Genomic DNA, 20443 nt, shown 5'->3' on the forward strand with positions numbered 1-20443 from the left:
CGGACACCGCGGCGGAGACATCGGCAAGGCCTGGTGCTACGTTGGCCGGACAGGCCAGCGCAGAGCGCCGCGTGGACGGAGGTCGTCATGAGCGGTTCCACCGCAACCGAAAAGCAGCCGGAGCTGAAACGGGCGATAGGACCCAAACTCCTGCTGCTGTTCATTGTGGGTGACATCCTGGGCACGGGTGTCTACGCGCTGACCGGACAGGTGGCCGGCGAGGTGGGCGGCGCGGCCTGGGCTCCGCTGCTGCTCGCGTTCGTGGTGGCCACCATCACCGCCTTCTCCTACCTGGAGCTGGTCACCAAGTACCCGCAGGCCGCCGGGGCCGCGCTGTACACGCACAAGGCCTTCGGCGTCCATTTCCTCACCTTTTTGGTGACGTTCGCCGTGCTCAGTTCCGGCATCACCTCCGCCTCCACCGCCGCCAAGTTCCTGGGCGAGAACTTCATTGCCGGGTTCAACCTGGACTGGAACCAGACCGGCGTGACCTGGGTGGCGATCATCTTCATGGCCGTCCTGGCGGGGATCAACTTCCGCGGCGTCAGCGAGTCGGTGAAGTTCAACGTGGTGCTGACGGTGGTGGAGTTCACCGGCCTGCTGATCGTGATCTTCATCGGCTTCTGGGCCATGAGCCAGGGCAACGTCGACTTCAGCCGGGTGATGGTGTTCGAGACCTCGGAGGACAAGGGCGTTTTCCTGGCCATCACCGCCGCCACCTCGCTGGCGTTCTTCTCCTTCGTGGGCTTCGAGGATTCGGTGAACATGGCCGAAGAGACCAAGGATCCCGTCACGACCTTTCCCAAGGTCATGCTGACCGGCCTGGGCATCACCGTGGTCGTGTACGTGCTGGTGTCCATCACCGCGGTGGCCATAGTGCCGATCGGGCAGCTGTCGGAAAGCCCGACGCCGCTGCTCGAAGTCGTGTCGGTCGGTGCGCCGGGCTTCCCGGTGGACGTGATCTACCCGTTCCTGTCCATGTTCGCCGTGGCCAATACGGCGCTGATCAACATGCTTATGGCCAGCCGCCTGCTCTACGGCATGGCGCGCCAGGACGTGCTGCCGCGCTTCCTGGGCAAGGTCCACCCGAACCGCCGCTCGCCCTGGGCCTCGATCATCTTCACCACGCTCATTGCGTTCGTCCTGATCTTCGTGGTCACCAACTTCATGGGCACCGACACCGTCGCCGCGCTGGGCGGCACCACCGCCCTGCTGTTGCTGGGTGTCTTCACGATCGTGAACCTGGCGGTGCTGGTCCTGCGCCGGAAACCGGTCGACCGCAAACACTTCCGGACCCCCACCGTGCTGCCCTACTTCGGCATGGCCACCTGTCTCTTCCTGGTGGGCCCGTGGGCGCAGGATCCCGTCGAATACCAGATTGCCGGCCTGCTGATCGGCCTCGGCCTGTTGCTGTGGCTGCTCACGTGGCTCTGGAACCGCGGCGCATACGGCAGGAAGACGAGGTTCCGCAGCCCGGAGGAACTGGGCGGTTGACGGAACCGGGCTGCACCAGCGTTTGACGGAAGCGGCCGATTTGACGGCGCCCAGGCGATTGATCCGGGGCCTGGCTGGGTAAGGACAGTGAAACAACGACGGCGGAGGCCGTCCGCGTGACGACGACGCCGGCGGCCTGATGAGAACGGCCCCGGATGTGATGAGAGCCAGCAGGAAGGAAGGCCATGGCCGCTAAAAAACACCGGACAGGGACACTGGACCAGAAGAACCTCGCCGCCTATCTGGACTACCACCTGGTGGGTTCGGCTGCCGGCGTCCAGCTGTTCGACGCCGTCCGCCAGTCGTGGGCGGGAACACCGGAGGAGGCCGAGTTCCGGAAGCTGCGCGACGAGGTGTCCGCAGAGCGCAAGGAACTGAAGGCCCTGCACCGCAGCCTCGGTTACCGGCGCAACAAGCTCAAGCAGCTCGGCTCGATGGCCGGCGCCATCGCCAGCAAGGTGAATCCGCTCAACCCCACGCGCGCTTCGGGCGGGGTGGGCGCCCAGCTGGAGCTGGAGTCGCTGCTCTCCGCCCTGCGCGGCAAGCAGTGCCTGTGGCAGGTCCTGACCGTCCTGGCGCCCAGGGACCACCGGCTGGACGCCACCCGCTTCCAAGAACTTGAAGCCAAGGCGGTGGACCAGCAGAAGCGGGTGGAGCGCATCATGGCCGCGACTGCGGCCCGGCGCTTCCTGCCGGGCGGGTAGGCGTTACGCGGCCGGTTCTTCGTACTTCGGGAAGATCGGTGTGGGTGCCGGCAGCGGGGTGCCCGGCACCAAAGCCGTGCCGATGGCAGCGAAGTCGCGGGCGCCGTCGTCGTCCTGTCCCAGCACGTCCAGCAGTTTGCCCGCCGCGGTAGGCATGACCGGCTGGACCAGAATGGAGACGATGCGCAGCACCTCCAGCGTCACGTAGAGCACGGTGTTCATCCGCTCCACGTCGGTCTTGCGCAGCACCCAGGGAGCCTGCTCCGCGAAGTACGCGTTGGTGTCGCCGAGCACGGTCCAGATGGCCTCGAGCGACCCGTGGAAGTCCTGGACCTCGTAGGCCGCCCGGGACTTCTCGAGGAGGCGCTCGGTGCGGGCCAGCAGTTCGTGGTCTTCGGGGGCGAGCGTCGCGGGCTGCGGGACCTTGCCCTCGCAGTTCTTAGCCACCATGGACAGCGACCGCTGGGCGAGGTTGCCCAGGTTGTTGGCCAAATCCGCGTTCATCCGGCCGACCACGGCGTCATGGTTGTACGAGCCGTCGGCGCCGAAGGGGACCTCGCGCAGCAGGAAGAAGCGCACCTGGTCCAGGCCGTACTGGGCCACCCATTCGGCGGGAGCCACCACGTTGCCCAGCGACTTGGACATCTTCACGCCGTTGTTGTTCAGGAAGCCGTGGATCATGACGCGCTTGGGCAGTTCCAGCCCGGCCGACATCAGGAAGGCGGGCCAATAGACGGCATGGAAGCGGGAGATGTCCTTGCCGATCACGTGGACATCGGCTGGCCAGAACTTCTTGAACGACTCCGACTCCGTGTCCGGGTAGCCGACGCCGGTGAGGTAGTTGGTCAGCGCGTCCACCCAGACGTACATGACGTGCTTGTCGTTGCCCGGGACCGGGACGCCCCAGTCGAAGGTGGTCCGGGAGATCGACAGGTCCTCCAGGCCGCCCTTGACGAAGCTGATGACTTCGTTGAAGCGGCTGCGCGGGGCACCGAAATCGGGGTGGTCTTCGTAGAGCTTGAGCAGTTTGTCCTGGTAGTTGGAGAGCCGGAAGAAGTAGCTCTCCTCCTCGGTCCAGGTCAGTTCGGTGTCGGTCTGGACGGAGTAGCGCTTGCCGTCTTCGCGGAGCTCGGTCTCGTCCTCGGCGTAGTAGGCCTCGTCGCGAACCGAGTACCAGCCCTCGTACTTGCCCAGGTAGATGTCCCCGGCCTCTTCCATCTTCTTCCAGATGGCCTGCGAAGCGGCGTAGTGGTCGGCATCGGTGGTGCGGATGAACCGGTCGTAGGAAATCTCCAGAACCTGGTGGGCCGACTTGTAGGCCGCCGTGTTCCGGTCCACCAATTCCTTGGGGGTGATGCCCTCCTTGGCGGCGGTCTGGGCAATCTTCATGCCGTGCTCGTCCGTGCCCGTCAGGAACATCACGTCGTAGCCGTCCAAACGCTTGAAACGGGCCATCGCGTCGGTCGCAATGTACTCGTAGGCATGGCCGATATGCGGCACGCCGTTGGGGTACGTGATGGCCGTGGTGATGTAGAACGGGGGCTTGGGCTCGGATGCGGTCACCCTATGAAATTACCCTCTGCGTTCGGCGGTGTCGAAATGCTGCACACGCACGGTTGATGCGTGGGGGCCGGTAGCCCTGGGTGGGGCGCGGGGCGCGGCCGGCAGGCAGGGAGCACCGCATCGGGCGACGAGCGCCGCCGGCATTGGACTGGAGCGATGCCGTAAGCAGGCAAGCAGCGCGGTCTATGGCCTGCCACGGGCAGTGCCGCGCCCGGCGAGGAGCGCGGCCGTCGTGCTGGCACCGGCAGCACCGCTAGGCGCGGTACGGCGCCGTCGTCTGGCACCGGCGGCACCGCTAGGCGCGGTACGGCGCCGTCGTCTGGCACCGGCGGCAGCGCTAGTCGAGGGTGCGCCGCCGTCGTGCTTTATCCACAGCTGGACCGTCGGGATCGACGCCAGGCGGGCGGTGCGGCACGTTGGTGCCATGGACGAACTCCTCGGCATCCTCGGACAGAGCCGCATGGACCGGATCGTCAGCTACCGGCAACTGCGGGAGCACGGGCTCGAGGAACGCCAGATCACTGCCGCTGTGCGCGGGAAGATCCTGCGACGCCTGAGGCGCGGCATCTACATCTCGGAGGAATACTGGCGGGCGCAGAAACCGTGGGACCAGCACTTACTGCTGATCAAGGCCCACCATGCCGCTTCCGACGGCAACCTTGTCTACAGCCACACGTCCGCCGCACGACTATGGGGCCTGCACGTCTGGAACGCGCCGGATGAGATCCACGTGATCCAGCCCGGCCGCCGTGGCGAGAGGTCGGCTGGCACCGGGGTGGTGCGGCACACCCATCGGGTCCCGGATCAGGACGTGAAGATCCTGGACCGGGGCATACGCGTAACATCCCGCGAGCGGACGGTACTGGACTGCGCGCGGGTGCTGCCGTTCGAACCCGCCGTGGTCATCGCCGATTCGGCCCTCCAGCAAGGAGCGAGCTTGCAGAAGGTGCACGAACTGGCGGCCGCCGTTCCCAGGTCACGCTTCGTGACACGCGTCCGGCAAGTGCTCGACGCAGTTGACGGGCGATCCGAATCAGCTGGTGAGACAAGATTGCGGCTGAAACTGCGCAGTTGGAATTTCCCGCCGCCGGTACTCCAGCACGAGATCAGGACGGCCGAGGGTACTTATCGCGCTGACTTCGCCTGGCCGGGACTGAAGCTCATCTTCGAGTTCGACGGCGACGGCAAGTACCGCGATTATCACCCAACGGACCAGGTGATTCTGGACGAGCGGAAGCGGGAGACACGTTTGATGGAAGAAGGCTGGACGATCGTCCGGGTCCGGTGGGGTCACCTCGACGACGACGACGCGCTCAAGCGGCGTTTGGTCCGGAAATACAACGAGGCGTTTCACAACGCCTCCGGCCGCGCGGCGTGAGTCGACGCGGTGCCGGTATTGACGGCGTGGCCTAGAGCGTGGCGCTTCCTGCATGGTGCCTGATGCTTGGTCGCGTATTGAAGGCGGCGCCCCGCCCGCCCGCATGACGCTTCCTGCTTGATGTCTGGCTGGCTCAGGTGCGGAGGAAGCGTGCGGTGTGCTTGGTGGAATCGTTTGCTCGGCGGCGAACTCAAGGGTGCTACCGCCACCTGTTCGCGACAGCCATCCACCAGATCCCCCTTTAGCTGCCAGGTCAGGGGCCATAACCGGTGACCTGGACGCTGACCCCTGACTTCGTGGCGAGGTCAGGGGCCGTGAGCGGTGATCTCGACGCCATACCCTGACCTGGTGCCGGGTCCGGGGACGCGGGCACAGGTTGGGACGCCACCGCTGTCCTCGTCCGGCCTGCCAGCCTGCTGCGGCCGACGCCGGACCCGCCAGCCTGCTGCGGCCGACGCCGGACCCGCCAGCCTGCTGCGGCCGACGCCGGATCGCCAGCGTGCTGCCGGCGGACGCCGGGACCGCCAGCGTGCTGCCTGCGGGACGCCGGGCCCGCCAGGATGTTGCGCGACGCCTAGTTCATCCGGGTGCTGCTGTCCGCCGCCTTGATGAGTTCCTGGTCGTGGGATGCCACGAGCACGGCAATGCCGTCCTTGGTGGTGTCCTTCAGGATGTGGATGATCTTGTTGGCCTGTTCGCGGTCCAGGTTGGCGGTGGGCTCGTCCACCACCAGCACCTTGGTGCCCAGGATCAGCGCGCGGGCGATGGCCACGCGCTGGCGTTCGCCGCCGGAGAGCTGGCCGGGACGGTGGCGCATGCGGCGGCCCAGCCCGACCAGGTCCAGCAGGTCCTTGGCCATCTCGGTGCGCTCTTCGACCTTGCCGTCGGGCACGGCCGGCAGCAGGACGTTCTCCAGCGCGCTCATGCCGTCGATCAGGGCGCCGCCCTGGTCCACGTAGCCGATCAGTGCCCGGCGCCGGTCGGAGATCTCGTCGTCGTCCATGGCGCTGAGGGCATCGCCCTGCCAGAGCACTTCGCCGGAGGTGGGCTGCTGCAGCCCGGCGGCCACGGTGAGGATGCTGGTCTTGCCGGAGCCGCTGCGGCCGGCCAGGCAGTGCATGGTGCCGGCTTCCAGGCCGAGGTCGAAGTCCTCGGCAATCACGAGCGGCTCGGCACCGCCGTCGTACCGGATGGTGATGCCCCGCAGCTCCACCGGCATGGCATGGTCGGCGGTGCGCTCCTTGGTGGCTGCGCGGGTCAGGGGTTCTTCAATCATTTCCGGGTCCTTGTCATCAAAACAAACCAGAGGAGCACGGCCGCGATGCCAGCGGCAGCGGCCCACACCGCGGTATGCGGTGCAATAAACAGGGCGGTCACGACGGCGCCGATGACCGCCAGCGGCAGGGCGACGGCGGCGGTGATGCCGGCCTCGCCGCGGCGGGCCTGCAGCAGCAGCGTAGGCGTCCAGCCCATGGCGCCGAGGATGGCGAACTGTTCGCGCTTGCGGCGCGCTTCAAACCGGGTGGTCATCAGCGCCAGCAGCAGCGCCGTGACCACGCCGAGCAGCGCCAGCGCGATGTTCAGGCCGCTCAGCTGAGTTGCGGCCAGCGAACCGAGCGCCGTGCTGCCGGCTGCCCGCGGGATGTCCACCAGCACCGCCACCAGGGCTCCGGCCGCGGCACCGAGCACCGCGACGCCCAGCGCTATGGCCACGGTGTTGAACCGGTTGGTGCTCAGCTGCCGGGCGGCGAACTGCAGCGGGGTCTTCACCGACGGCACGCCGGCTGCCCCGGACGGTTCGGTGTCCTTCGCCGGGTGCGGCTTGAGCATGGCGGCGGAGACGAAGGCCGCGGCACCGTAAACCACCAGCGCGATCAGCGACACCCACAGGGTCACGGCGCTGCGGCTGATGGCACTGGCAACGATGGCCACCACCAGCACGGCCGCGCCGCCGACCAGCAGTTCGTTCAGGAACCAGGAGCGGATGCGCCGCCGGTTCCAGCCCATGGCCCGCAGCGTCACGGCTTCGGTCCGGCGGGAGCGGGTGAAGGCGACCGCGCTGGCGGCCGTCAGCAGCGCCGCGCCGCCCACGGTCAGGGCCAGCAGCGCAGCGCTGGAGGCGCTCAGGGCGCCCTGGACCTCGCCGGCGGCGCCCTGGCGGACCCAGGACTGCTGCACGGTGCCGAGGTCGCTGACCGTGCCGGAGGCGTCCTTGTAGTAGTCCGGCACGTAGATGGACACGTCTTCGCGGGCTGAGCCGGCCACGACCTGGGTCTGCAGGCCGAGCTCCTCGATCGCGGCGGCAACGGCGTTGATCTGGTCTTCGGCGTCGGCCCATGAACCGGCGGCGTCGACGCGGACGCGGACGGCGTCAATGACCGGCTCCTCGGCGCCGGTGCCGCGGACGGCGGCCAGTCCGGCGAAGTCGGTGATGGCACCGGCGGACTGCACGGACAGGCCGGCGCCGCTGAGGCCCGGCTTCATCACGGTGTCGTCGACGTTGTTGCCCTCGGCGTCCTCGGTGATGGTCACCGGCGTCGGGTCATACCCACCCAACGGCAGGTAGTTCACGTCGCCGGCGGCCTCGCGCACGGCGGAAGCATCGAAGGTGCCGTAGACGAACGGCAGCGGAGTAGCGGATTCGCCGCCGGAGTCCACGGTGCTGCGGTAGGACTGCTCCTCCACCGGTTCCCGCTGGCTCTGGTCCGGTTCCAGCTGCCACTGGAGGGTCTTCTCCGGCAACTTGTTGACCTGGATCCAGCCCTGCGGGATGGCGGTCTGCTCCGCGCTGCCGTCGCTGGCGGCGTCCCCGGCGGTGAACTCCGGGTTGGACATGAAGTCGGTGGTCCACACCGGCGGCTGGTGCAGGCCGGCGACCATCTGGACGCCGCCGGAGCCGAGCAGGTAGTTGTAGTCCTCGCCGCCGGGCCAGCGCAGCTGGAAGGGCTTGCTGGACGCGAAGGGCAGGTAGCCCTCCCCCAGCTCCTTGCTGACGGTGCCGACCTCCGAGACGGTGTTGCCGGCGTCGTCCAGTTGTTCGATTTTGACCGAGTAGGTCAGGTCCAGGTCGGTGCCGGAACGGACCACCATGGGGATGACCTGGGATTCCTCGTCCAGCGTGCCGGCTTCCACCGCGTTCTGGTACTGGACGAAGAACGGGCTCCAGAACTCAAACGGGTGCCCGTCGATGGCGGCGCCTTCGCCGCCCTCGGAGAACATGCCCATACCGAACTGCGAGGAGAAGTGCTGGCCCAGTTCCTGGGCGTTGCGGTCGGTGGGTTCCGGTGCCTGCTTGAGCGGGGCCAGGAAGTCGCCGGCCTCGCCGAGCAGCGCGGATTCGGCCGCCGGGTCCACGGCAACCACTGTCTCGGTGATCTGCGGCAGCATGGGCAGCGCGATGGTGGTGTCGAAATCGCCGTGCATGCTGCCACCGGCCGGATCCGGGAACTTGATGCCGGTTTCGCCCTTGGGGGCCACGGTGCGCAGGCTGGTGCCGCCGGGAACGTCCAGCTCCTCCAGCTTCGCCTGGCCCAGGGAACCTTCGGCGGCTGTTTCAAAGAGGACGGTGTCGCTCAGTCCGTCGGAGCTGACGGCCTTGGCGGTGATCCGGTAGTTGGTCGGTTCTTCGTTGAACACGGAATCCGGCGCCGGCCACTCGGCCTTCGGCACGGCGTCCTTGATGCCCTGGGCCTTGAGGTACTGCTCAATGTTCGGGTTGTAGCCGACGTAGTCGGTGGCCTTCAGCTGCGGGAACTCGATGTCCTGGACCACCTTGGACACGAGCGAAATCGGGGCGGCGACGGAGACGCCGTCGATCCCCCGGACCTGCTCGAGATCGGAGGAGGCAATACCGCCGTTGCCGGTGAGGAAATCCGGCTGGCGCAGTTCGTCGCCCGCGGTGCCGTCGGGCAGGACCAGGATGTCGTACACGCCGCGGGTGTTGTCGTCGACTATCCGGGTCAGCGATGCCTGCGCGCGGCCCTGGACGAAAATGGAAAGGACCATTGCCGCGATGAGGACGGCGACCGTCACCACGAGCGAGCGGCTGCGCATGAAGCGTGACGCAGCGTTGAACCGGATTTCCACAGAATCACTCCATACGGCAGCAAAAAGGCCAGAGGTCGAATTGACCCGGCATTAAGGTTCTCACGAGGTGCGCGTAGTCGAGGAATCGACCGGCGTGTATGCGTAAAGCCCGCCCTGCCCCGGGTACGGAGCAAGGACGGGGCGGGCTCTACTGCGCAGCGCCAGTCAGTCCTGCAGGTCGACTTCGCGGGCCACGACGGCGCCGATCTCCGCACTGAGCCGGTCCAGCAGGTCCTGCGGCAGGGCGCTGTCCACGGTCAGCACGGCCAGCGCCTGCTTGCTGGCGTCGTTGCGGGCCACCTGCATGCCGGCGATGTTGATGTCCTGCTCGCCCAGCAGCCGGCCCAGGGTGCCGATCACGCCGGGACGGTCCTCGTAGAGGAACACGATCACGTGTTCGCTGATCGGCATTTCCACCTCGTAGCCGTTGATGGCCACGATCTTCTGGATCTGCTTGGGGCCGGTCAGCGTACCGGCCACGGAGATCTGCGAACCGTCCGAGAGGGCGCCGCGGATGGTCAGCACGTTGCGGTACTCTTCGGACTCCGTGGTGGTGATCAGGCGGGTGTTGATGCCGCGCTGCTCGGCCAGCACCGGGGCGTTGACGTAGGAGACCTGCTCGGAGACGACGTCCCTGAACACGCCCTTGAGTGCGGCCAGTTCCAGCGCCTTGACGTCCAGCTCGGCGATTTCGCCGGCCACCTCGACGTCGATCTGGGTCACCGAATCGTGGGTCAGCGCGGTGAAGATCCGGCCAAGCTTTTCGATCAGCGGGATCCCGGGGCGGACCTCCGGGGCGATCACGCCGCCGGCCACGTTCACGGCGTCGGGCACGAGCTCGCCGGCCAGCGCCAGGCGCACGGACCTGGCCACCGAGATGCCGGCCTTCTCCTGGGCTTCCTCGGTGGAGGCGCCGAGGTGCGGGGTGACCACCACGTTCTCCAGTTCGAAGAACGGCAGGTCGGTGCTCGGCTCGGTGACGAAGACGTCGATGGCGGCGCCGGCGATCTTGCCTTCCTTCAGCGCGTCGTAGAGCGCGGCTTCGTCGATCAGGCCGCCGCGGGCCACGTTGACCACGCAGGCGGAGGGCTTCATCTTCTCGAAGGCGGCGGCACCGATCATGCCCACGGTCTCCGGGGTCTTCGGCATGTGGATGGTGATGAAGTCCGACTGCTCCAGCAGCTCGTCCAGGCTGACCAGCTGCACGCCCAGCTGTGCGGCGCGGGCGCTGGTCACGTAGGGGTCGTAGGCGAGGATCTGGGTCTCGAACGCCTGCATGCGCGCGGCGATCAATGCGCCGATGCGGCCGAGGCCGATGATGCCGATCTTTTTCTCGTAGATCTCGGTGCCGGTGTACTTGGAGCGCTTCCACTCGCCGCCCTTGAGCGAGGCGTTGGCGGCGGGGATGTGGCGGGCCAGCGCCAGGATGTGGCCGACGGTCAGTTCAGCGGCGGAGACGATGTTGGAGGTCGGGGCGTTCACGACCATGACACCGGCCTGCGTGGCGGCCTTGATGTCCACGTTGTCCAGACCCACGCCGGCGCGCGCGATAACCTTCAGGTTCTTGGCTGCGGCAATGGCTTCGGCGTCCACCTTGGTGGCGGAGCGGACCAGGATGGCGTCGACGTCGGCAATCGCGGACAGCAGCTGGGACCTGTCGGATCCATCGGTCTGGCGGATTTCGAAGTCGGGCCCGAGGGCTTCGATGGTCGCTGGGGAGAGTTCCTCCGCAAGGAGAACTACTGGTTTTTCCACAGGGGTTGTTCCTTCGCTGCAAGCATGGTGATGGCCGTGCATATAGATGGGGGTAGGTCCAGTCTAGAACGGCTGCGGCCTGTCCCCCAGTTGTTACCGGTGCCGGCAGGCCGGCTTCGCCCGGTGAAACGGCCGGTCAAGGGAAACGTGACGACGACGGCGGCGCCTCGGGGAAACGTGACGACGACGGCGGCGCCTCGGAAACGCGACGACGACGAGGGTGCCTCGGGGAAACGTGACGGCCGGCGCCCGCGAGGGGCGCCGGCCGTTGGACTGACCTAGCGGGCTGCTACGCCCTCGGTGTAGTCGTCGTCGGACTTGATCCAGGAGAACAGCTTGCGCAGTTCCCGGCCGGTGGCCTCGATCGGGTGGTCCTCGCCCTTCTGGCGCAGCTCCAGGAACTCCTTGGCGCCGTTGGCCTGGTCGTCCATGAAGCGCTTGGCGAAGGAACCGTTCTGGATGTCCGCCAGGACGGCCTTCATGTTCTCCTTCACCTCCGGGGTGATCACGCGCGGGCCGGAGACGTAGTCGCCGAACTCGGCGGTGTCGGAGACCGACCAGCGCTGCTTGGCGATGCCGCCTTCGACCATCAGGTCGACGATCAGCTTGAGCTCGTGCAGCACCTCGAAGTAGGCGATCTCCGGCTTGTAGCCGGCCTCGGTCAGGGTCTCGAAACCGTACTGCACAAGCTGCGAGGCGCCGCCGCAAAGCACGGCCTGCTCGCCGAACAGGTCGGTCTCGGTCTCTTCGGTGAAGGTGGTCTCAATGACGCCGGCGCGGGTGCCGCCGATGCCCTTGGCGTAGGAGAGCGCCAGCGCCTTGGCGTTGCCGGTGTAGTCCTGCTCGATGGCGATCAGGTCCGGGACACCGCGGCCGGCTTCGAACTCGCGGCGCACAATGTGGCCCGGGCCCTTCGGGGCGACCAGGGCGACGTCGACGTTGGCCGGCGGCTGGATGAAGCCGTAGCGGATGTTGAAGCCGTGGCCGAAGAACAGGGCGTTGCCCTCTTCGAGCTTGTCGGCGATGGACTCGGCGTAAACCTTGGCCTGGACCTGGTCCGGGGTGAGGATCATGATGACGTCGGCCTCGGCGGCGGCGTCGGCGACGGAGAGGACCTTCAGGCCCTCGGCCTCGGCCTTGGCGCGGGACTTGGAGCCCTCGGCCAGGCCGACGCGGACGTCGACGCCGGAATCGCGCAGGCTCAGGGCATGGGCATGGCCCTGGCTGCCGTAACCGATGACAGCGACCTTGCGGCCCTGGATGATCGAAAGGTCGGCGTCGTCGTCGTAATACAGCTCAGTCACTTAGGTTTCTCCTGTTGGGGTTGCGTGGAATGGAATCAGGCGGAACGCAGCGCGCGGTCGCTCATGGAGCGGGAGCCGCGGCCAATGGCCAGCGTTCCGGATTGGACTATTTCGCGGATGCCAAACGGCTCCAGCACTGCAAGCAGGGCCTCGAGCTTATCGGCGGTGCCGGTGGCCTCCAGGACCAACGAGTCGGTGGACACGTCGACCACGGAGGCGCGGAACAAGTCTGCTGCCTGGGTTACCTGCAGCCGTGTTGCGGCATCCGCGCGGACCTTGACCAGGATGTGGTCGCGCTGCACGGAAGTTTCGGGAACCAGCTCGACAATCTTGATGACGTTGATGAGCTTGTTCAGTTGTTTGGTGACCTGCTCCAGCAGGTCGCCCTCGGCTTCGACCACCACGGTAATGCGGGAGAACCCGTCTGCTTCCGTGGGGCCGACGGCCAGAGAATGGATGTTGAACGCCCGGCGGGCGAAGAGGCTGGCGACGCGGGTCAGCACGCCGGGAACGTCCTCCACCAGCACTGAAAGGGTATGGCGGGACATTCCTAGTCCTCCTCTTCCCACTCGGGGGTCATGTCGCGGGCAATCTGGATCAGGTCGTTGCTCACGCCGGCGGGGACCATCGGCCACACCATCGCGTTGGGGCTGACCACGAAGTCGATCACCACGGGGCGGTCGTTGATCGCCAGCGCCTGCTGGATCGTGGCGTCGATGTCCTCCGGACGTTCGCAACGCAGGCCCACGCAGTCGTAGGCGTCGGCCATCTTCACGAAGTCCGGTACGCGCACGGTGTCGTGGCCGGTGTTCAGGTCGGTGTTGGAGTACCGGCCGTCGTAGAACAGGGTCTGCCACTGGCGGACCATGCCCAGCGAGGAGTTGTTGATCACCGCGACCTTGATGGGGATGTTGTTCAGCCGGCAGGTGGCCAGTTCCTGGTTGGTCATCTGGAAGCAGCCGTCGCCGTCGATGGCCCAGACCACGCGGTCCGGGTTGCCCACCTTGGCGCCCATGGCGGCCGGCACCGAGTAGCCCATGGTGCCCAGGCCGCCGGAGTTCAGCCAGGCGTGCGGGCGCTCGTACTTGATGAACTGCGCGCTCCACATTTGGTGCTGGCCCACGCCGGCAACGTAGACGCCTTCCGGCCCGGTCAGCTCGCCGATCCGCTGGATCACCTGCTGCGGGGCCATCAGGCCGTCGTCGGGCTCGGCGAAGCCCAGCGGGTAGGTCTCGCGCAGCCGGTTCAGCATGGCCCACCAGGCGGAGAGGTCCGGGGTGCCTTCGGCGGCGAACCGCTCGCGGCAGGCGTCGGCCAGTTCCGGAATGATCTCCTTGACCGAACCCACGATCGGCACGTCGGCCGTGCGGTTCTTGGAGATCTCCGCGGGGTCAATGTCCGCGTGGATCACCTTGGCGCCCGGGGCGAAGGTGCTCAGCACGCCGGTGACGCGGTCGTCGAAGCGGGCGCCGAGCGTGATCAGCAGGTCGGCCTGCTGCAGCGCGGTCACCGCGGAGACGGAGCCGTGCATGCCCGGCATCCCCACGTGCTGCGGGTGCGAATCCGGAAACACGCCGCGAGCCATCAGCGTGGTGGCCACCGGGGCGCCCACCAGTTCGGCCAGCTCGCGCAGCTCCTGCGACGCGTGGGCCTTGATCACGCCGCCGCCCACGTAGAACGCCGGGCGCTCCGCCGCGGCGATCAGCTTGGCGGCCTCGCGCACCTGCTTGGAGTGCCCGCGCACCACCGTGCGGTAGCCGGGAATGTCGATCTTCGGCGGCCAGGAGAAGCTCATCATGGACTGCTGGGCGTCCTTGGTGATGTCCACCAGCACCGGGCCGGGGCGGCCCGTGGTGGCGATGTGGAACGCCTCGGCCAGCACGCGGGGAATCTCCTGCGCCTTGGTGACCAGGTAGGAGTGCTTGGTGACCGGCATGGTGATGCCGACGATGTCCGCTTCCTGGAACGCGTCCGAGCCGATCACGGCCGAGGAGACCTGCCCGGTGATCGCCACCATCGGCACCGAGTCCATGTGCGCGTCGGCAATGGCGGTGACCAGGTTGGTGGCACCCGGGCCGGAGGTGACAATGCAGACACCGGCGCGGCCGGTGACCATGGCATAACCCTGTGCGGCGTGGCCTGCACCCTGTTCATGACGGACCAAGACGTGGTTGATCTTGGCCGAATCCATGAGCGGGTCGTAGGTGGGGAGGATGGCCCCGCCCGGCAACCCGAAGACGTCATCGACGCCCAGTTCTTCCAGCGAACGGACAACGGCTTGTGAGCCGGTCATTTCCGTGGGCGGCACGATGTTGTTCGGCCCGACTACCGGGCTGAGGCCGTCCACGACGGAAGAGACAGAGGCAGCTACATCTTTGGTTTTGAAAGCGTCGGGCGAGGCCGGCGCCTTGTTGGCCATCAGCGAGGGGCTGATTGGCGATCCCTTAGTCATCGGATTTCCTTTGCGGATCTTTACGTTCTCTGATGTGCTTGCCGTCCTCCGCGAGGAGGACGGCCCTGTTCTCTTCTGCAAATAAAAAAACCCCGTCGAGCCGGTTGGCTCCGATGGGGTTTCGCGCGTGACGTGGTCGTGCCAGACGGGCGGTTACGCCACGCGCTTGGTAAGGACGACCACGGATACGCTTTGCATGGCTTCAGTCTCGTGCCACGCAGATATCAGTGTCAACCTGAGACATCGCTGTCTCACTATTTGGGCATCTGAGTCCAAAACGTGGACTCCCCGGATGCCCGTGGCGGGCACGACGGCGGGCGCTTGCCTCGTGGAGGGGCGGCGCCCGCCGTCGTGGTTCAGCTGCAGTAGGCGCCGGTGGACGCGGAGTTCACCAGCTTGACGTACTTGGCCAGCACGCCGGTGGTGAACTTCGGCGCCAGCGGCTCCCAGCCCACCCTGCGGGCTTCCAGCTCGGCCTCGTCGACCAGCAGGTCGAAGCTGCGGGCCGCGATGTCCACGCGGATCAGGTCGCCGTCGCGCACGAAGGCGATCGGGCCGCCGTCGACCGCTTCCGGCGCCACGTGCCCGATGCACAGGCCGGTGGTGCCGCCGGAGAACCGGCCGTCGGTGAGCAGCAGCACGTCCTTGCCGAGCCCGGCGCCCTTGATGGCGCCCGTGATGGCCAGCATCTCGCGCATGCCCGGGCCGCCCTTGGGGCCCTCGTAGCGGATGACCACCACGTCGCCGGCCTTGATCTGCCCGTTGTCCAGCGCATCCAGGGCGCCCTGCTCGCGTTCGAACACGCGGGCGGTGCCCTCGAAGACGTCCGCGTCGAAGCCCGCGGACTTTACCACGGCGCCTTCGGGGGCCAGCGAACCGTGCAGGATGGTCACGCCGCCGGTCTTGTGGATGGGATTGTCCAGGGCGCGCAGGATCTTGCCGTCCGGGTCCGGCGGGTTGATGGCCGCCAGGTTCTCGGCCACGGTCTTGCCGGTCACGGTCAGGCAGTCGCCGTGCAGCAGGCCCGCATCCAGCAGCGCCTTCATGACCACCGGGACGCCGCCGATCTTGTCCAGGTCGAACATCACGTGGCGGCCGAAGGGCTTCATGTCGGCCAGGTGCGGGACCTTGTCGCCGATCCGGTTGAAGTCGTCCAGGGTCAGGTCCACCTCCGCCTCGCGGGCGATCGCCAGCAGGTGCAGCACGGCGTTGGTGGAGCCGCCGAACGCCATGGTCACGGCGATGGCGTTCTCGAAGGCCTTCTTGGTCATGATGTCGCGGGCGCGGATGCCCTTGCGCAGCAGGTTCACCACGGCCTCGCCGGACTTGTGCGCGAAGTTGTCGCGCCGGCGGTCCGCCGAGGGCGGCGCGGCGGAGCCCGGCAGGGACATGCCCATGGCCTCGCCGATGGAGGCCATCGTGTTGGCCGTATACATGCCGCCGCAGGCGCCTTCGCCCGGGCAGATGGCGCGCTCGATCGAGTCCAGGTCCTTGCGGCTCATCTTGCCGGCGGCGCAGGCACCCACGGCCTCGAAGGCGTCGATCAGGGTTACTTCCTTCTCCGAGCCGTCCTCCATCTTCGCGAAGCCGGGCATGATCGTGCCGGCGTAGAGGAACACCGAGGAGAGGTTCAGGCGGGCGGCGGCCATCAGCATGCCCGGCAACGACTTGTCGCAGCCGGCCAGCAGCACGGAACCGTCCAGGCGCTCGGCCATCATGACCGTTTCCACCGAATCCGCGATGACCTCGCGGGAGACCAGCGAGAAGTGCATGCCCTCGTGCCCCATGGAAATGCCGTCGGAGACGGAGATGGTGCCGAACTGCATCGGGAAACCGCCGCCGGCGTGGACACCTTCCTTGGCGCCCTGGGCCAGCCGGTTCAGCGACAGGTTGCAGGGGGTGATTTCGTTCCAGGAGCTCGCGATGCCGATCTGCGGCTTGGCGAAGTCCTCGTCGCCCATCCCTACGGCTCGGAGCATGCCGCGCGCCGGAGCGGCGTGGATGCCATCGGTTACTACCCGGCTACGGGGCTTGATGTCTGGGGTTGCGTCCGCACTCATGGCATCGATTCTATGACCCGCGCGGCCATGGCAGGGCCATATTACGACGGCGGCGCCCACGTGGGCCGGCAACCGCGGCACGCCCGGGCTGGCCGGGGCGGCCGCCCTGGCGCCCACCCGGGTCGGCAACCGCGTCCACCCGGGCCGCCTGGGGCGGCCGCCGTCAGCCCTGCTGGCTGGCGATCGCCGCGGCTTCCTGCTGCAGCATCCCGATCACCCGGTGCACGCTGCTGCGTTCGGCCACATCACTGCGCGCCAGCACCACGATGGTCCGGCTGGCACGGATCCCCTCCAGCGGGCGCATCACGAAGCCGCGGGTGGACTGCGCCTTCCGCGAGGTAAACCGCGGCACCACGGCGAGCCCGTGCCCGGCGGCCACCATGGCCTCCATCACGCGGAGGTCGGCGTAGCGGGTAGTCCGCTTGGCCAGCCTGCCGGTGCGTGCTTCGATCTGGCGCAGCACCTGTTCGAACGGAAAGCCCTGCGGGACGCCGATCCACGGGTGGTCCACCACATCCTCCGGCCTGAGGACGTCGAGTTCTGCCAGCGGATGGCCGGCGGGCATGGCCACATCCAGCGGCTCGTCCAGCAACGGCAGCACGGTGATGCCGCTGCGGGCGAAGGCCTCGACGCCCTGCTGGCTGTGTGCCAGCACCAGGTCGTAGTCGGCCGCCAGCGGCAAGAACCCCTCGACGGACGGATCTTCCAGGCAGGGGTCGAAGTGCAGCCCCTCGATGTCCTGCAGCCGGTACATCAGGCCCGGCAGAAACATTTCCGCGGCGCTGGGAAAGAACGCCGCGCGGATTTGGTTTTGCCAGCCGCTGCGGTAGCCGTCCACGGTGGCCTGCGCCCTCTCCATCGCCGCGGAGACGTCCGCGGCAGCCGCGGCCATGGCCAGCCCGGCCTCGGTCAGGCGCACTCCCCTGCCGGCTTTCTCCACCAGCGTGACGCCCACTTCCCGCTGCAGCGCCTTCAGCTGCTGCGACACGGCCGAGGCTGTGATCTTCATCGCAGCGGCGGTAGCGACGACGGACCCGCGGTCGCCCAGTTCCCGCAGTATTTGGAGGCGCCTCATGTCCATAAAGCGATACTACATAGTGAGGTAAGTAACGTTAGCTTGAACTTGACGGTTGCCCCGGTTGACAATGGTGGAATGACAGTCTCAGTTGCCTTGACCGTAGTGGGGATGGCCGCCGTCCTGGCGCGCCTCGCCGTCGTTGTCCGCCGCGACCACGGCCCGGTGCCGCGCAGCCACACGTGGGAGACCGACCATGCGGCCATGCCGGTGAAAGCCGTCGACGCCGTCTGACATCCTCCCCCCTCAATCAAGCGCCGGGCACCACATGGGCCAGGCGCTTTTTTGTGGGTCCGGCTCACTAAACTGGCCGGCAGCGATCCCCGCTTCCGCCGCCGCAGGCGACAGCTCCCCCACAGCCCAATCACATCCGAAAGCCACCATGCCCAGCAGCGACATGCCCACCAGCGACGAACTCAAGGACGCGCTCAGCGCCATCTTTGACTCCCAGATTCCCAACTACGGGGACTACAACCTCGTCTTCGCCAGCAGCCGCCAGGACAATGCGCACGCAGCGCAGGGCGGGACCGGAGACTTTTACGTGATCGGTTACCGCTGGCGGCCGCAGGAGCTGGTCATCGCCCCGTTCGACGGCTCCGCGCTGACGCCCGGCGGCACCCCCGTCGCGATCAACATGACCAACATGTCCCATGCGGTCCAGCTGGGCGGCGGGGAATACGAAGTGGGCACCAGCACCGGCAGGACGTTCCGGTTCGGAGTCCAGGCCGAAGGAAAGCTGCCGACCGAGGGCCACACGATCGACCAGTCCGAAGACCAGCCCGACTTCCACAGCTTCATGGCGGAGCTGATCTTCCGGGCCTAGCCCCGTGTCGGGCCGATCTTCCGGCCCGCGGTCCGCCTGCCTCGGGCCCGGCGGGCATCTCCCCAAACCTGCCGGCTCCGCCTCCCCGATCGGGCACCGGGGCCTATGGACACTGCCCGGCCCCGCACGTAACGTCGGGACCGGATGCACCACAACCATCAACCGAAGGTGAAGGCCATGGACCGGAGATGGGGAATCAGGATCGCCGTCGCAGCCACCATCGTGACCGCCCTGCTGTGCCGGCTGTTCAGCCGCAAGCCCCGTTCCACGGAGGCCAGCTCCCCGGCCTCCACGCCGACGAATCTGACGGACGCGCCCTCCGACACCGCCGGCCAAAACCAGACGCATGCGCCCTCCGACACCGCCGGCCGAAACCAGACGACCGGCCGCCTGGTTCCGGCCGCCGACGAGGACCTGGTGGTCGAGGAGACAATGCCGGAGTTCCCTGGCGCCACCGGCACGGCAACCGCCGGAGGTGCCGGCGCCGGGGAGCCCGTGCCTGCCGATGTCGAGGACGCAGCAGCGGAGCAGGCGGCCGTCACGGATAAACCGCTCTACGATGAGACCGAATGGCTCGGTTACGCGGGCGAGGCGGTCATCGAACCGTCCGTCCAGGCCGAGGACGGAGACGGAGCGAACCGGAAACGAGGCTGACGGATGGACGACGAGGCGGATCGGCGCGTCCTGCCGCTTCGGTTTGTTCCCTTGGCCCTGGCCGTGGCGCTGTCCACCGTCCTGGCCGGCTGCAGCGGCGGCGGCAATGCCCGGCCGGACGGTGGCGGCGGCGCCGGAACCAGCCCAAACGTGGACACCGCAGCCTCCGGCCTGGCCGAACCGTGGTCCATAGCGGTCCTGCCCGACGGCAGCGCACTCATCTCGGAAAACGACACCGGCCTCATCAAACACGTGGTCGACGGCGAAACGGTCGCCGCCGTGCCCGTCGAATCTGCGCTGGAAACCACCGGTGAGGCCGGCCTGCTGGGGCTGGAGCCCAGCCCGGATTTCGACGCCGATGCCCGGCTCTACGTCTACCTCACCTCGCCGGAGGACAACAGGGTTCTCAGCTACCGCTGGGACAACGGCCGGCTCAGCGACGCGCAGGAAATCGTCACCGGCATCCCCAAAGCCGGGATCCACAACGGCGGACGGCTCAAGTTCGGCCCGGACGGCTACCTGTACATCGCCACCGGCGACGCCTCCGATTCCTCCCGCTCCCAAGATTTGTCCTCGCTGGGCGGCAAGATTCTGCGGGTCACGCCCGACGGCGACCCGGCCCCCGGCAACCCCTTCGGCGACAGCCCGGTCTACAGCTTCGGCCACCGCAATGTGCAGGGGCTGGCGTGGGACGCCGACGGCAGGCTCTGGATTACCGAGTTCGGCCCTGACCGGGACGACGAGCTGAACCTGATCGAACCCGGCGGCAACTACGGCTGGCCGGACGTTACGGGAGCCCCCGGCGACGAGCGGTTCATCGACGCCAAGGTGGTCTGGCCGTCCACGGCCGAGGCCTCCCCCAGCGGCATGGCCTTGGTGGACGGCACTGCGTGGATCGCTGCACTGCGGGGCCAGCGGCTGTGGCGGGTAGAGCTTGACGGCACGGAGGCCGGAGAGCCCGAGGCCTTCTATGAAGGAGAATACGGCCGGCTGCGTGACGTGGCCGCGGCCCCGGACGGCCGGCTCTGGGTCCTCACCAACGGTACCGACGAGGACCGAATGCTGGCCGTTTCTGTGAAGTAGGCGACAAACGCC

The 20443-nt window shown here is 67.6% G+C and carries 16 protein-coding genes; 7 read left to right on the plus strand and 9 right to left on the minus strand.

Annotated features, from left to right (window positions below; all coding sequences use genetic code 11):
- The first annotated feature begins 87 nt into the window (after positions 1-87).
- Entirely contained in the window at positions 88-1494 is a 1407-nt protein-coding gene (locus AC5RVS_RS13685; protein WP_493986877.1) for an APC family permease, read from the plus strand.
- Positions 1495-1679: 185 nt separating this feature from the next.
- Positions 1680-2198: a hypothetical protein gene (locus tag AC5RVS_RS13690; RefSeq protein WP_494108561.1), complete on the plus strand. Its 519-nt coding sequence runs from the start codon at positions 1680-1682 to the stop codon at positions 2196-2198.
- Between the two features lie 3 nt (positions 2199-2201).
- Here the strand turns inward: AC5RVS_RS13690 and metG are convergent, their stop codons facing one another.
- Complete coding sequence (gene metG, locus AC5RVS_RS13695; protein WP_494108562.1) at positions 2202-3761, minus strand: methionine--tRNA ligase; 1560 nt, start codon at positions 3759-3761, stop codon at positions 2202-2204.
- 424 nt (positions 3762-4185) lie between these two features.
- Between metG and AC5RVS_RS13700 the strand changes: the two genes are divergently transcribed.
- Positions 4186-5139 carry a type IV toxin-antitoxin system AbiEi family antitoxin domain-containing protein gene (locus AC5RVS_RS13700; RefSeq protein ID WP_494108563.1) on the plus strand — a complete coding sequence of 318 codons (954 nt, stop codon included), beginning with the start codon at positions 4186-4188 and terminating at the stop codon, positions 5137-5139.
- A gap of 574 nt (positions 5140-5713) precedes the next feature.
- Here AC5RVS_RS13700 and AC5RVS_RS13705 read toward each other — a convergent pair.
- The 8 genes from AC5RVS_RS13705 to AC5RVS_RS13740 form a co-directional block, all read right to left on the minus strand.
- Positions 5714-6415: an ABC transporter ATP-binding protein gene (locus AC5RVS_RS13705; RefSeq protein WP_494108564.1), complete on the minus strand. Its 702-nt coding sequence runs from the start codon at positions 6413-6415 to the stop codon at positions 5714-5716.
- Positions 6412-9225 carry an ABC transporter permease gene (locus tag AC5RVS_RS13710; RefSeq protein WP_494108565.1) on the minus strand — a complete coding sequence of 938 codons (2814 nt, stop codon included), beginning with the start codon at positions 9223-9225 and terminating at the stop codon, positions 6412-6414. The genes AC5RVS_RS13705 and AC5RVS_RS13710 overlap by 4 nt, the downstream gene beginning before the upstream one ends.
- A 165-nt stretch (positions 9226-9390) precedes the next feature.
- Positions 9391-10980 carry a phosphoglycerate dehydrogenase gene (serA, locus tag AC5RVS_RS13715; protein WP_494108566.1) on the minus strand — a complete coding sequence of 530 codons (1590 nt, stop codon included), beginning with the start codon at positions 10978-10980 and terminating at the stop codon, positions 9391-9393.
- A 278-nt stretch (positions 10981-11258) separates the two neighbouring features.
- A complete protein-coding gene (gene ilvC, locus AC5RVS_RS13720) occupies positions 11259-12284 on the minus strand; it encodes a ketol-acid reductoisomerase (protein ID WP_493979938.1) in 1026 nt (341 codons plus the stop codon).
- 35 nt (positions 12285-12319) lie between these two features.
- The gene (ilvN, locus tag AC5RVS_RS13725) at positions 12320-12832 is read right to left on the minus strand and encodes an acetolactate synthase small subunit (RefSeq protein WP_493979937.1); all 513 of its coding nucleotides are present in this window, start codon (positions 12830-12832) and stop codon (positions 12320-12322) included.
- 2 nt (positions 12833-12834) lie between these two features.
- Positions 12835-14736, minus strand: a complete 1902-nt coding sequence (locus AC5RVS_RS13730; protein WP_493986870.1) for an acetolactate synthase large subunit — start codon at positions 14734-14736, stop codon at positions 12835-12837.
- Between the two features lie 356 nt (positions 14737-15092).
- Complete coding sequence (gene ilvD, locus AC5RVS_RS13735) at positions 15093-16796, minus strand: dihydroxy-acid dehydratase (RefSeq protein ID WP_494000034.1); 1704 nt, start codon at positions 16794-16796, stop codon at positions 15093-15095.
- A 163-nt stretch (positions 16797-16959) separates the two neighbouring features.
- Positions 16960-17877: a LysR family transcriptional regulator gene (locus tag AC5RVS_RS13740; protein WP_493986868.1), complete on the minus strand. Its 918-nt coding sequence runs from the start codon at positions 17875-17877 to the stop codon at positions 16960-16962.
- A gap of 72 nt (positions 17878-17949) precedes the next feature.
- Between AC5RVS_RS13740 and AC5RVS_RS13745 the strand changes: the two genes are divergently transcribed.
- The 4 genes from AC5RVS_RS13745 (at position 17950) to AC5RVS_RS13760 (ending at position 20431) form a co-directional block, all read left to right on the plus strand.
- Complete coding sequence (locus tag AC5RVS_RS13745) at positions 17950-18105, plus strand: hypothetical protein (protein WP_493986867.1); 156 nt, start codon at positions 17950-17952, stop codon at positions 18103-18105.
- 148 nt (positions 18106-18253) lie between these two features.
- Complete coding sequence (locus AC5RVS_RS13750) at positions 18254-18694, plus strand: hypothetical protein (protein WP_493986866.1); 441 nt, start codon at positions 18254-18256, stop codon at positions 18692-18694.
- A 177-nt stretch (positions 18695-18871) separates the two neighbouring features.
- Positions 18872-19348, plus strand: a complete 477-nt coding sequence (locus AC5RVS_RS13755; protein ID WP_494108567.1) for a hypothetical protein — start codon at positions 18872-18874, stop codon at positions 19346-19348.
- Between the two features lie 3 nt (positions 19349-19351).
- Entirely contained in the window at positions 19352-20431 is a 1080-nt protein-coding gene (locus AC5RVS_RS13760) for a PQQ-dependent sugar dehydrogenase (protein ID WP_494108568.1), read from the plus strand.
- Positions 20432-20443 lie beyond the last annotated feature (12 nt).

The sequence above is a fragment of the Arthrobacter sp. Y3221048 genome (genome assembly GCF_059092685.1).